Source organism: Collinsella sp. AF19-1LB (assembly GCF_003459655.1).
In the GTDB taxonomy this organism is placed as follows: Bacteria; Actinomycetota; Coriobacteriia; order Coriobacteriales; family Coriobacteriaceae; genus Collinsella.
The window spans coordinates 21,837-34,144 of sequence record NZ_QRWO01000007.1; the positions used below are offsets into that span (position 1 = coordinate 21,837).

At 58.5% G+C, this 12,308-nt stretch carries 10 protein-coding genes; 7 read left to right on the forward strand and 3 right to left on the reverse strand.

Annotation, left to right across the window (positions count from 1 at the left end; genetic code table 11):
* Nucleotides 1-90: 90 nt before the first annotated feature.
* On the reverse strand, nucleotides 91-1,452 hold the full coding sequence (locus DWX39_RS03075) for an ATP-binding protein (protein WP_117638139.1): 1,362 nt from the start codon (nucleotides 1,450-1,452) through the stop codon (nucleotides 91-93).
* A 107-nt stretch (nucleotides 1,453-1,559) separates the two neighbouring features.
* Nucleotides 1,560-1,709: a hypothetical protein gene (locus DWX39_RS10970; RefSeq protein WP_158549138.1), complete on the reverse strand. Its 150-nt coding sequence runs from the start codon at nucleotides 1,707-1,709 to the stop codon at nucleotides 1,560-1,562.
* A 435-nt stretch (nucleotides 1,710-2,144) separates the two neighbouring features.
* Between DWX39_RS10970 and arcC the strand changes: the two genes are divergently transcribed.
* Entirely contained in the window at nucleotides 2,145-3,107 is a 963-nt protein-coding gene (gene arcC / locus DWX39_RS03080; RefSeq protein ID WP_006235166.1) for a carbamate kinase, read from the forward strand.
* A 188-nt stretch (nucleotides 3,108-3,295) separates the two neighbouring features.
* Here arcC and DWX39_RS11205 read toward each other — a convergent pair whose 3' ends face one another.
* Nucleotides 3,296-4,297, reverse strand: coding sequence for a C39 family peptidase (locus DWX39_RS11205; protein ID WP_233508843.1), 1,002 nt, complete (start codon nucleotides 4,295-4,297; stop codon nucleotides 3,296-3,298).
* A gap of 355 nt (nucleotides 4,298-4,652) precedes the next feature.
* Between DWX39_RS11205 and DWX39_RS03090 the strand changes: the two genes are divergently transcribed.
* The 6 genes from DWX39_RS03090 (at nucleotide 4,653) to DWX39_RS03115 (ending at nucleotide 12,188) form a co-directional block, all read left to right on the forward strand.
* On the forward strand, nucleotides 4,653-6,104 hold the full coding sequence (locus tag DWX39_RS03090) for an APC family permease (RefSeq protein WP_117735418.1): 1,452 nt from the start codon (nucleotides 4,653-4,655) through the stop codon (nucleotides 6,102-6,104).
* A 131-nt stretch (nucleotides 6,105-6,235) separates the two neighbouring features.
* The gene (locus tag DWX39_RS03095) at nucleotides 6,236-7,513 is read left to right on the forward strand and encodes an amidohydrolase family protein (protein WP_055252079.1); all 1,278 of its coding nucleotides are present in this window, start codon (nucleotides 6,236-6,238) and stop codon (nucleotides 7,511-7,513) included.
* A 112-nt stretch (nucleotides 7,514-7,625) separates the two neighbouring features.
* Nucleotides 7,626-9,017, forward strand: a complete 1,392-nt coding sequence (locus DWX39_RS03100) for a sensor histidine kinase (protein ID WP_226790488.1) — start codon at nucleotides 7,626-7,628, stop codon at nucleotides 9,015-9,017.
* A 38-nt stretch (nucleotides 9,018-9,055) separates the two neighbouring features.
* Nucleotides 9,056-9,790 (forward strand): LytTR family DNA-binding domain-containing protein, encoded by a 735-nt coding sequence (locus tag DWX39_RS03105; protein WP_117758475.1) that lies wholly within the window; start codon nucleotides 9,056-9,058, stop codon nucleotides 9,788-9,790.
* Nucleotides 9,791-9,882: 92 nt separating this feature from the next.
* Complete coding sequence (locus DWX39_RS03110; protein WP_117758476.1) at nucleotides 9,883-10,827, forward strand: zinc dependent phospholipase C family protein; 945 nt, start codon at nucleotides 9,883-9,885, stop codon at nucleotides 10,825-10,827.
* Between the two features lie 101 nt (nucleotides 10,828-10,928).
* Nucleotides 10,929-12,188 (forward strand): MFS transporter, encoded by a 1,260-nt coding sequence (locus DWX39_RS03115; RefSeq protein WP_055252086.1) that lies wholly within the window; start codon nucleotides 10,929-10,931, stop codon nucleotides 12,186-12,188.
* Nucleotides 12,189-12,308: the final 120 nt, after the last annotated feature.

Genomic DNA, 12,308 nt, shown 5'->3' on the forward strand with positions numbered 1-12,308 from the left:
ATGAAGGACGTGGTTGGTGGGGCGCCTTGTCCCGGTCGCTGTTTCGCGGCTTTGGGCATAGAGGGGGATTTGGTTGCGGACCCAGATGGCCTAGAGGGATATGGGTGCAAACGAGAAATCGTTGTTGGGGTCGTCCTTTTCCATAAACTCATCGAGACAGAATGTCATATAGATTGGAACGTAAAGGATCTTGCCCTCTTTACAAAGGTTTTCGTGGCTCAGCACAACGGCCTCGGGAATTTTGTACTCGCCCACACTCATCAAACGGTCGAGGGCTGCATGTGCTCGAACTTTCTTGCCCGATTTGACTTCGATTGGGACAACATGCCCGCGGGCACCTTCGATTACAAAGTCGACTTCACCGACCTCACGCGTTTGGTGGTACCACGTATCTGCTCCGAGGGCAACGAGTTCCTGTGCGACCACGTTCTCATAGAGGCCGCCGAGGTTGGGGGTTTTCATGTCAAGGTAGACGGCGCGTGCCGTGCTGCCGGGATACCGCGATGCGAGCATACCTGTATCGGACTCGTATAGTTTAAAGGCCGTCGTTTTCTCCGTCCTCTTGAGAGGACTTCGTGCCTCCGTCACCTGGGGGACCATCAATCCAACGCCTGCGTTCACCAGCCATAGGAAATCCTGCTCGTATTTTTGAAGACGAGCTCCCTCGCCTAGAGACGAGACGATAAAGCGATGGGACTCCGCCTCAAGCTGAACGGGAATTTGCTCGAAAATGGAGCGAACGTTAAACGCTCGAGTCGATGCATATTTAGAGATATCGCTTTTGTACTGATCGACTAGCTGAATTTGAAGCTCACGCGTTCTCACGAGCGAATAGCCCGAATCGATATAGTTCTGAACGACCTCCGGCATGCCGCCGCAAACGATATAAGCTCTAAAGTTTTTGAGCATCGCCTCATGAATAAAATTTTCGACGGGACGCCTCTCGACAAGGCAGCTGCGGATGTCTGCAAGCACATTCTCGCTGATGCTGTTTGCCCAACAAAACTCTTCAAAATCCATTGGCCGCATAACAATGTGCTCGACATACCCCACCGGGAAAGAAGAGATCCCCTTAAACTCAGTCCCAAGCATAGACCCCGAGAAGACATAGCTAAAGCGTCCGTCCTCGACCAGCGCCTTCATAAGTGTAACGATCTGCGGATACTCCTGAATCTCATCGACAAAGATAAGCGTATCTCCCTCAACAAGCGGTGCATCCGCAAGAAGGGCCACACGGTTGATGAAGTCAATGGAGTTCTTAGCGCCAACAAGTACGTCTCTTGCCTCGGCATCAAGTAGCAGATTGACCTCATAATACGAAGCGTAGTTGCTCTTTCCAAACGCGCGAATCGCATAGCTCTTGCCAATCTGACGCGCACCGGTAACAAGCAGGGCCTTATGGGAGTTATTCTTCCAGCTCAAAAGCCTATCAGTGACTTTGCGGCGTAGCATTAAAACACCTCATTGACAAAAATTGGCAAATAGATTTGCCCCTAATCATACAAAAATTGACAAATAGATTTGACCCAAATCATACAAAAATTGGCAAATAGCAAAGCTCACTTAGGCCTCAAAGCCAGCGAGCCAGCACGGTACTTTGCGAAAAGGCTGGCGGCGCCGTTGTTGAGGGTGGCCAGGTTGACAGTGGCGCCGTTAGCGTTCTCGGCTGCTTGGGCGCGCAGGAGCGAAAGGGCGTCGGTAGCGTTCATGCAGAAGCCGACGGTAAAGTTCCATACTGCGAACTCGCAGTCGCTTGCCGCGGGGTGAAGCGCGATCGGCTATCCCTTATGTTGGATGAAAAGCCCCATGTTTTTGCAGGGGTGCATACTCAACTTATAAGTGCATAGAATCTCGTATAGTGCGAGTAAGATATTGCGCTGTCCGTTTTGTGTTTAGCAGAGATGTAGTTTGCATAATCCGACATAATCCTCGCTGCATTTAAATAAAGTTGCACGTAAATGGCGTAGATATGCGTGAGCTGGGGTTCTTTACGCTGAGCGGATAAAAACGACCGTTCACCGTTCCGCTATTTTCAAAATGAATAAAATGAGCGATAAAGAGAATATAAACCTTAATAAACTCGCGTAACGCACGGACGCGGGTTATTAATGGGTTGTAGGCCTTTTACAGAAAGGATTCCAGCAATGTCTAAGCCTCTTGGCAAGCCCGATCGTATTGTCGTCGCCCTTGGCGGCAACGCCCTCGGCAACAACCCCGTCGAGCAGATCGAGGCCGTGAGCAACACCGCCCACGCTCTCCTTGGTCTTATCGAACAGGGTAACGAGATCATCATCACCCACGGCAACGGCCCGCAGGTCGGCATGATCCAGAACGCCTTCGCCGCTGCCCACGATGCCATCGGTACCCCCGAGATGCCGCTGCCCGAGTGCGGCGCCATGTCCCAGGGCTACATTGGTTATCACCTGCAGCAGGGCATCGGCCGCGAGATGCACAAGCGCTATAAGCGTTGGCACGCCGCCACCGTCGTCACCCAGATCGAGTGCGATCCGGATGATCCCGCGTTCAAGAACCCGACCAAGCCGATCGGCCCCTTCTACACCGAGGAGCAGGCCAAGGAGTTCATGGCCGAGGATCCCTCCAAGGTCTTCGTCGAGGATTCCGGCCGCGGCTGGCGTCGCGTCGTCGCTTCCCCCGATCCCAAGAAGATCGTCGAGGCTGACTCCATCCTCAACCTGCTCGACAACGAGTTCATCGTCATCGCCTGCGGTGGCGGCGGCATCCCCGTCGTCCGCGACTACGAGAACAAGGGCTGCTACAAGGGCGTTCCCGCCGTCATCGACAAGGACCTGGGCGGCGAGCTGCTGGCCGAGGACTGCGACGCCGACGTTCTGTTCCTGCTGACCGCCGTTGAGCATGTCGCCATTAACTTTGGCAAGCCCAACCAGGAGGAGCTCGAGGACCTCACCGCCGACGAGGCCGAGCGCCTGGCCGACGAGGGTCAGTTTGGCAAGGGTTCCATGGAGCCCAAGGTCCGCGCTGCCATCAAGTTCGCCCGTTCCCGCAAGGGCCGCACCTGCATCATCGGCGCTCTGGACAAGGCTGCCGAGACCATGGCCGGCCTCTCCGGTACCCGCATCCACGAGTAGTCTCTACTCTGTTGCCTCTCTCGTGGGCGCCAGGCAAAGCGCCTACAAACTAGCCTCTCTTCATGAGCCCCGCAGTCCGCTCCGACTGCGGGGCTTTTGCTATTCAGCTAGTCATTAGGGACGTTCTTAAATGACTAGTCAAACAAGAGCGTCCCCAATGACCACTCATTTAAGTCTGTCCCCAATGACTAGTAGTAGGCCCACATGGCTTCGATTTCGTTGAGGACCTCCACCACGCCCCAGCGGCGGGCGCTGCGGCTGGCCGAGTTGGGGTCGTAGACGCCAATCTGGTTGGCATCGTCGATGCCGTAGAGCACGATATAGTGGCCTACGTTGGTAAACGTGCCGGGGCGCACTGCGGCGATGACGGGCGCACCCGAGCGAAGTGCTTGGGTAATCGATTCGCGATTGTTATAGAGCTGTGTTCCGTTGAGCCCCAGCTGCCACGCACCGCCTGTCATAAACGACCACTCGGTGGCACCAGTGGGGGCGTAGTTGCCGGCTTCGGCCAGTGCGCATATATCGACCGGCGTCTTATCGGTGTGGCCGGTCTTAAAGATATAGACCATGGTGAGGCAAGTGGGGCCGCAAGCGTTTTCGCGAATAGTGCCACCGGCATAGGGCAGCTCCGACCATGCGGGGTCAATTTGGTAGATGTGGGGCATGGTGCCGGCCTGCCATTGCGAGCGTGGGGTCGAGAACGCAAAGGAGTAACCGGGCGCGACGGGAGCTTTAAGCAGCTTGTCCTCGGCAGTGGGCTCAAGACCGGCTGATCCGTGCGAGATACAGGATCCCAAAAACACAAAGACGAGGCAGGCGGCAATGGAGCAAAGCGCAAGGCGTAGACGGCGGGCTGGAAGTGCGTGGCTTGTGGTGTGCGACGCGGGGCGAGGGGCGGAATTGCCGCGATTGCGTTGAGGTGGCGAAAAGGAGCGCTTAACGTAGTGGTCGGTCGTACGGCAATCGTAGCGGCGCGGCTGCGATGTGTCGGTCTGGCGTTGGCGTGTGCTCGTGCTCACGCGGTCTGACTGCTGCGCGGTACGGCTTTGTTGCCGAGAAGAAGCCCCGGGCTGCTCTTGGGGGCGCTGCTGGTTGCCGTTGTCGGAGGTGCTTCTGGGCGTTGGCGTGGTGCGGCCGGCAAGGCGCACGCTTTGTGGCCGTTGGTCGCCGTCATTGTATCCGTATGCCATTCGAATCACCTTGCCTCGTGTGTAACTTGTCTATCCTACATAAAAAGATGCACGACACATGGGTATGTGCGCCAAAAGCCTGACAAATGGTATGAACGTTGCCGCGCCGCGCGCCAAGCGTCACGGCAACAGGTATTCAAAAGCAGACAAGATGAAAGCGTCCAGGACGAATGACGTCTCCCGCCGTTCGTCCCAAAAACGGTGCCGCTCGTTTTGCAGTTCTGCCTTCGGTCGAGCTGCGAGCGGCGCTGCTGCGCCAAGGCCGTATCTTAAAGCCATGGAATAAAAGCGCGCGGCAAAACGGACCGCGCAAGGGGTGACGCCAGGGGGCGTCAAAAAGGAAAGGAGGGGAACAATGGCGGACAAGAACGCAGAAGTTGCAGTCGAGGACAACGGCGGCATGAAGAAAACGCTTTCGCTCTGGAACTTCTTCACCATCGGTTTCGGTGCCATCATCGGTACCGGTTGGGTTCTGCAGGTCGGCGACTGGATGGTCGTGGGCGGCGGTCCCGTTCCCGCTATGATCGCATTCCTCTTGGGTGCAATCTTCCTCGTGCCCGTCGGAGCTGTTTTCGGTGAGCTCACGGCTGCTATCCCCATCTCGGGCGGCATCGTCGAGTATGTCGATCGTAGCTTTGGCCGTACGATGAGCTACATCACCGGCTGGCTCCTGGCCCTGGGCAACGGCATCCTGTGCCCGTGGGAGGCCATCGCCATCTCGACCCTCGTGTCCGAGATGTTCGGCAGCCTGCCCGGCCTTGAGTGGCTGCGCGCCGTCAAGCTCTACACCATCCTGGGCGCCGACGTTTACCTGTTCCCGACGCTAATCGCGCTCGGCTTTGCGACCTACGTCATCTTCCTCAACTTCCGCGGTGCCAGCTCGGCCGCCAAGCTGCAAGCCTTCCTGACCAAGGCCCTGCTCTGCGGCATGCTGCTCGCCATGGGCGTCTCGCTGTTCACCGGCTCGCCGGACAACGCCATGCCCGTGTTCTCCCAGGTCACCGGTGCTGGCGGCGGCAAGCCTGCTACCGAGGGCACCAGCCTGTTCGCAGGCATCGTTTCGGTCCTGGTTCTGACCCCGTTCTTCTACGCCGGTTTCGACACCATTCCTCAGCAGGCTGAGGAAGCGGCCGAGGGCCTCAACTGGAACAAGTTCGGCAAGATCATCTCCCTGGCCCTGCTGGCCGCAGGCGGCTTCTACATGGTCTGCATCTACTCGTTCGGCACCATCCTCGACTGGCATGAGTTTGTTAAGAGCCCGGTTCCCGCGCTTGCCTGCCTCAAGGGCATCAACATGCTCCTGTACCTGGCCATGCTCGTCATCGCCACGCTTGGACCCATGGGCCCGATGAACTCCTTCTACGGCGCCACGAGCCGCATCATGCTCGCCATGGGCCGAAAGGGCCAGCTGCCCGAGAAGTTCGCCGAGGTCGATCCCAAGTCCGGCGCTCCCAAGCTCGCCTGCGTCGTTCTGGGCGTCATCACCGTCGTCGGTCCGTTCCTGGGCAAGAACATGCTCATCCCTCTGACCAACGTGTCGGCTCTCGCCTTCATCTTCTCCTGCGGCATGGTCGCCCTCGCTTGCCTGCGCATGCGCTTCACCGAGCCCGACCTGCCTCGTCCCTACGAGGTGCCCGGCGGCAAGTTTGGCATCAGCCTCGCTATCGTTGCCTGCGGCACCATCATTGGCCTGCTCGTGATCCCGTTCTCTCCCGCCTCCCTCAACATGGTGGAGTGGAGCATCGTGATCGGCTGGTTGGCTGTTGGCCTGGCCCTCATGGCTTTCACCAATTCCCGCAAAAAGTAACGCCTGGCCGGGGCGGATCGGGTGCGCGGAATCCTCTCTCCCGCGCACCGAACCCGGCACCACTTGGGTAGCTTTGTGAGGCCTTAACCCAACACGGCCTCGCCCACTATATGGATCCATAAGGAGGAACCATGTCCACTAAGTATGCAATCGTTGGCGGCAAGCTCATCGACGGTACCGGTGCCGAGCCGGTCGAGAACTCCCTCGTTCTCGTCGACGACAACGGCAAGATCGAGTACGCCGGCACTATGCAGGACCTTCCTGAGGGCGTTGAGGTTATCGATGCCGCCGGCAAGACCGTCCTTCCCGGCCTGATCGACACCCACCTGCACTTCTCGGGCAACTTGACCGACGATGACACCGACTGGGTCATGCAGCCGCTCCTCGAGAAGCAGGCCGTCGCCGTCAAGCAGGCCTACGACTGCCTCACCCACGGCCTCACCACCGTCTGCGAGATCGGCCGCTTTGGTATCCAGATCCGTGACTGCATCGACAAGGGCGTCTTCAAGGGCCCGCGCGTTCTGGCCACCGGCCTTGGCTTCTGCCGCGTTGCCGGCCACGGCGACTCCCACCACTGCAGCCAGGAGCTCAACAAGGAATCGCACCCCTGGGGCGATCAGGTCGACGGTCCTTGGGATCTGCGCAAGGCCGTCCGTCGTCGCCTGCGCGAGAACCCCGATGCCATCAAGATCTGGGCTACCGGTGGCGGCATCTGGCGCTGGGACTCCGGTCGCGACCAGCACTACTGCTCCGAGGAGATCCAGGCCGTGGTCGAAGAGGCAAAGATGGTCGGCATCCCCGTGTGGAGCCACTGCTACAACAACCACGCCGCTGCCTACGATTCCGTTCGCTTTGGCTGCGAGCAGCTGATTCACGGCTTCGATATCGATGAGCGCACCATGGACCTCATGGCCGAGCAGGGCACCTTCTTCACTCCGACGATCGCCTTCCTGCCCACCTGGTACGCCACCTATCCGCCCGTCTACGTCCCCGAGCTGCACGACAAGTACGAGGGCACCCTGGTCGAGAAGGAGCTGCAGCGCAACTACGACTGCCTGCGCGAGGCCAAGAGGCGCGGCGTCGTCATGACGATCGGCTCCGACTCCTTCTCCTTCGTCACCCCGTACGGCACCTGCTCCATCGAGGAGATGTACGAGTTTGTCGACAAGATCGGCTTCACCCCGGTCGAGACCATCACCTGCGCCACCCTCAACGGTGCCAAGATGTGCCACATCGAGGACGAGACCGGTTCCATCGAGGCCGGCAAGTGCGCCGACCTGCTGGTCGTCAACGGTGACGTCGCCGCTGACATTCACGTGCTCAACACCGACAACATGGACGTCATCATGAAGGACGGCTGGATTGTCGAGGCCGGCACCTTCGGCGAGGCAAACAAGTACAGCGCCTAAGCTACCGTTCATCGATGGCTTGATGTAAAACACAGTATTTGATTGCATAATGCAATGGAGAGGGTCGCTTGCGGCCCTCTTTATTGCTATGGGGTGCGTCAGTAAGAAGGAGATGACGGTGGATCTCAATAGGCTGATTCTGGGCAAGAGCTACAACTCTACCAAGGTCTTTCGTACCGCTCAGCATGTGGTTCAAGCCATCTTGCTCGGTATTGTCGTTCCGCTGCTTATCCTGCTGCTCATCTGGGATCTAACCGATAATCCCAATCCTGTTCCGGCCGTTGTCGTCATTGCCGGCTTGGTCATGCTGTGCTTCTTCTTCTCGTACGTCTTTGTCGTTCCCGACGACCTCACATCGAGCGCTACCGACCGCACGCTCGCCATCGCGTCGAAAATATTCGCCTACACGTCGCGCGGCCTTACGCCCGAAGCTGCCCTGGGCGCCTCTAAGATCATCCTGTCCGAAACCATCGCCTCTGCCATCTGCTTTACCGACGGCAAGCAGGTGTTGGCAAGCTGGGGCGAGGACTCGGCAAAATGCCCCGCGGGCACCCCGGTGGTGCTGCGGACCACGCTCAATGTGATCAACAGCGGTGAGCAAAGCGTTTTCTCGCGCGATGCCTCGACCGAGACAGGTGGCTACTTTCCGCGCCTGCGCGCCGGTATTGTCGCGCCGCTTACCGTGCGCGGGCATTGCGTGGGCACGCTCGAGCTGTATTATCCCCGTCTGAGCAGCATCGATATGCGCCAGACGGCGCTTGCCTCGGGCTTTGCCGACCTCATTTCCACGCAGCTTGCGAGCTTTGAGCTCGAGCGCCAGGACGAGCTTACGGCCCGCGTGGAGCTGCGCGCCTTGCAATCGCAGGTCGATCCTCATTTTCTGTTTAACACCATCAGCACCATTGTGTCGCTCGTACGTACCGAGCCGGACAAGGCCAGGTCGCTGCTCATCGACTTTTCCAATTACTACCGTCAGACGCTTTCTGATTCCGATACCCTCACAACGCTCGAGCACGAGGTGGAACAGGGCACTCGCTATATCAATCTTATGCAGGCTCGTTATGGCGACGGCCGTCTGCGCGTCTCGGTCGATATCGACTTTGAGGTGCGCGATTGCATGGTGCCGCCGTTTATCTTGCAGCCGTTGCTCGAAAACTGCATCAAGCACGCGCAGCGCGAGACCGAGCCGCTTTCTATTCATGTTAGGGCTTTCGAGACCGATGACGGTTTGGAGATCATCGTCGAGGACGACGGCATCGGTATGAGCGAAGAGGTCTGCGCGCATCTGTTTGAGCAACATCGCCGAGAGGAGCCCGAGAGCATTACCGCCGACGGCTCCGTCAAGCGAGGTTGCGGCCTGGCGCTCTTCAACGTGCTTCAGCGCATCCATTTCTTTTACGGAGAAGATTCCGGCATGCGCGTGAAGTCCCAAGAGGGCGTGGGAACGCAGGTCATCGTCGAGCTGAACGGCGAGCCGCATGAGCCCGCGCCGTTGACGGCGTAGCACGCGGTTGGATTGAGAGAAAAAGAGGGGAAGCACATATGTCCGAAGGCTGGAACATCTTGGTGGTTGATGACGAGCCCCCAATTAGGGCTGAGCTACGCTATCTATTGGAAAAGGATACGCGTGTGGGTCATATTGCCGAGGCGGGCAATGTCACCGAAGCCGTGGAGTCGATTCTGTCGAACAGGCCCGACGTGTTGTTTTTAGACATTACCATGCCCGGTCGCTCGGGAATTGAGCTTGCCGAGACGCTGCAGAACCTAAAGACGCCGCCGGTCGTGGTGTTTGTGACGGCATTTGCCGAGTATGCGGCTGATGCCTATAACCTCGATGCCGTCGATTATGTCGTCAAGCCGGTTGAGGACGCACGCCTGTCAAAGGCACTCGACAAGATCGAGGCGGCCTTGGGCGTCCGTCGTGTTATCCACGCTCCGCGCCAGCCTTTGCGTCTGACGGTGGACCGCGGGGGCAAAAAGGTGTTCATTCCCGCCGCAGACGTTTGCTACTTTGAGGCGCGCGCCGATTTTTGCAACGCCATCTGCGCCGAGGGAACGTACCTGATCAATGAGTCGATCTCTTCGCTCGAGCGTCGCTTGGACTCCGAGGGCTTTATTCGCGTTCATCGCAGCTACCTGGTCAATTTGGAAGACGTGCACAATGTTGAGATTGGCTCCACGGGGTTGATGGAGCTCAGGCTCGACCGCGTGAACTCGACGGTACCGGTGTCCCGTCGTCGTGCCGCCGAGGTCAAGTCGCACCTGGGGCTTGCGTAAGAGGCTTGCGTGCTGTCGTTTACCATCGCAGGTTTGGCATGGGCGCGCGGTGGGCATAATGGGTGGCATCGAATGAAATCGAAAGGATCATTATGCCCGCGCTTATCACCCATCATCTGTTTGGCGAGGAAAGCATCGACCGTCTTCCGCAGTGCGTCATCACGTCCGATGAAGAGCGCATTGCCTTTATCTTGGGCAACCAAGGCCCCGACCCGTTTTTCTTTCACATTCTGACACCGCGTGTTTCCGACTGCACGCTGCTGGCGCAGGTCATGCATCGGTCGCGCATGTCTCGCCAGTTCGCGTGCCTGCGCGACGGCGTGTCGCATCTGCTGCCGCGCGATGCCAGCTTGGGTCGTGCCTTTGCGCTGGGCCTGCTGTCTCATTACGTGCTCGACCGCAACGCTCACCCCTTTGTCTATGAGCAGCAGTTTGGCATCGTGGAGTCCGATTCAGAGCTTGAGGATTCGAGCAGTCAGGTCCATGCCGTGATCGAGAGCGACCTGGATGTACTGATGCTGCAGCTTAAACGCGATGGCGCTACGGTCGACGATTACCCGCCGGCGGGCGAGATCGTCACCACCGATCGCATCAATCGCGTGGCCGGCGTGCTGATGAGCTATGTTGCCGGACGCGTGTACGGCATTGACATTCCGGCGGGGGAGTACGGTGCTGCCGTTGCCAATATGCAGCGACTTTACCGCGCGATTGAGCCGGCCGGCTCCGCAAAGACGCGCGCGATCTCGCTGGTTGAGGGCTTGGTGCACGACTACTCGCTGCTCGACGGCCTTGCGCACCGCGTGACGACCGAGCTGACCGAGCGTACCGGCAACCTGGGCCACTTGGCATGGAAGAACCCCTTTACCGATGAAGTCTCGACCGAGAGCTTCCCCGAGGTCTTTGACCGCGCGCTGCTCGATTACGAGTGCACGGTTGCCCGCTTTATCGAGACCGGCGATATGGAAGCCGTGACCAACCATGTCAATTACAGCGGTCGCGTGCTCAATGCCGATGAGGAGTTCGACCGCGAGGAATAGGGCTCATGCGTGCCCCTTTGCCGAATCCTTACCGGTGCTTCTGGACAATTGGGGTACGATGAACTAACTGCATATCGGGCAAATACGAAGGGTCCCTGTCCATGAAATACACCAAGCTCGAGCGTAACTGGGTTATGTACGATGTGGGCAATTCGGCCCTCGTGCTGCTCAATACCTCGGTGGTGCCCATTTACTTTAACGCCATCAATACCGGCGCTTCCTCGGCCGACCTGGTGGTCGCTTGGGGCAATGCGCAGACGATCGCCTCGCTGGTCATCGCCATGCTCATGCCCATTCTGGGCGCACTTGCCGACTACGCCGGCAACAAGATCAAGTTCTTCTTGGGCTTCTTCCTCACGGGCCTGGTGCTTTGCCTGGCGCAGGCTATCCCAATGTCCGCCATGGCATTTTTGACCGTGTACGTGCTGTGCACCATCGGCCTTAACTCTTCTATGACGTTCTACGACGCCATGCTGCCTGACATTACCACCGACGAGCGCATGGACGCCGTGTCCAGCTCGGGTTATGCCTGGGGCTACATCGGTTCCACCGTGCCGTTCGTCATCTGCCTGGCGCTCATCATGGGTGGCCCCGCTCTTGGCATCCCCACCATGCTGGCAACGCGTCTGTCGTTTATCATCACTGGTGCCTGGTGGCTCATCTTTACCCTGCCGCTCATTCGCACCTATAAGCAAAAGTACGGTCGCGAGCGCGGTCCCGAGGACACCATCGGCCACATCGTGGGCGGTGTGTTCTCCGAGGTCGGACACACCATGCGCGAGATTGCCCACAATAAGACCGTGCTGGTCTACATGATCGCGTTCTTCTTCTATATCGACGGTGTGCACACGGTCATTTCCATGGCCACCAGTTACGGATCGGCCTTGGGCATCGATTCGACGCAGCTGGTGCTGGCGCTGCTCGTTACGCAGTTCGTGGCCTTTCCGTCCGCCATCATCTACGGCAAGCTCGCCGGACGCGTGGGCACGCTCAACATGATCCTGGTGGCGGTCGCCGCCTACATGGGGATTGTGCTGTTCGCCGCGTTCTTCCTAAAGACCGCCTTTGAATTCTGGGTGCTTGCCATTATGGTCGGCCTGTTCCAGGGCGGTGTGCAGGCGCTCAGCCGTAGCTACTTTGGCCGCATTATCCCCAAGGAAAAGTCCAACGAGTACTACGGCTTCTTTGACATCTTTGGTCGTTATGCAAGCGTTATGGGCACCTTCCTGGTGTCGGTCGTCACCTCGCTGACCGGCAACCCGTCGCTGGGCGTCCTTTCCATTGGCGTGCTGCTGGTCGTTGGCTTTATGCTACTGGTCCGCCTGTCCCGCATGACTCGGGCGGCAGAGCATGCCGCATAGGAGCGAGCGGCTATTGTGCCTGTCCACGGTACTCTTTTGGGGTTATCCGCAATAAACATTGCGACTTGCGAGCAATGATTTGCCCAAGTGGGTATGATGGAATCAGCTAGGTCGCGGGGC

What these genes read in the sequence shown, in the direction of transcription:
- DWX39_RS03095 (WP_055252079.1), top strand. Translation starts at nt 6,236, where the DNA reads ATGTCCACTAAGTATGCAATCGTTGGCGGCAAGCTCATCGACGGTACC.
- DWX39_RS10970 (WP_158549138.1), bottom strand. Translation starts at nt 1,709, where the DNA reads ATGAACGCTACCGACGCCCTTTCGCTCCTGCGCGCCCAAGCAGCCGAG.
- arcC (WP_006235166.1), top strand. Translation starts at nt 2,145, where the DNA reads ATGTCTAAGCCTCTTGGCAAGCCCGATCGTATTGTCGTCGCCCTTGGC.
- DWX39_RS03110 (WP_117758476.1), top strand. Translation starts at nt 9,883, where the DNA reads ATGCCCGCGCTTATCACCCATCATCTGTTTGGCGAGGAAAGCATCGAC.
- DWX39_RS03115 (WP_055252086.1), top strand. Translation starts at nt 10,929, where the DNA reads ATGAAATACACCAAGCTCGAGCGTAACTGGGTTATGTACGATGTGGGC.
- DWX39_RS03090 (WP_117735418.1), top strand. Translation starts at nt 4,653, where the DNA reads ATGGCGGACAAGAACGCAGAAGTTGCAGTCGAGGACAACGGCGGCATG.
- DWX39_RS03100 (WP_226790488.1), top strand. Translation starts at nt 7,626, where the DNA reads ATGACGGTGGATCTCAATAGGCTGATTCTGGGCAAGAGCTACAACTCT.
- DWX39_RS11205 (WP_233508843.1), bottom strand. Translation starts at nt 4,297, where the DNA reads ATGGCATACGGATACAATGACGGCGACCAACGGCCACAAAGCGTGCGC.
- DWX39_RS03105 (WP_117758475.1), top strand. Translation starts at nt 9,056, where the DNA reads ATGTCCGAAGGCTGGAACATCTTGGTGGTTGATGACGAGCCCCCAATT.
- DWX39_RS03075 (WP_117638139.1), bottom strand. Translation starts at nt 1,452, where the DNA reads ATGCTACGCCGCAAAGTCACTGATAGGCTTTTGAGCTGGAAGAATAAC.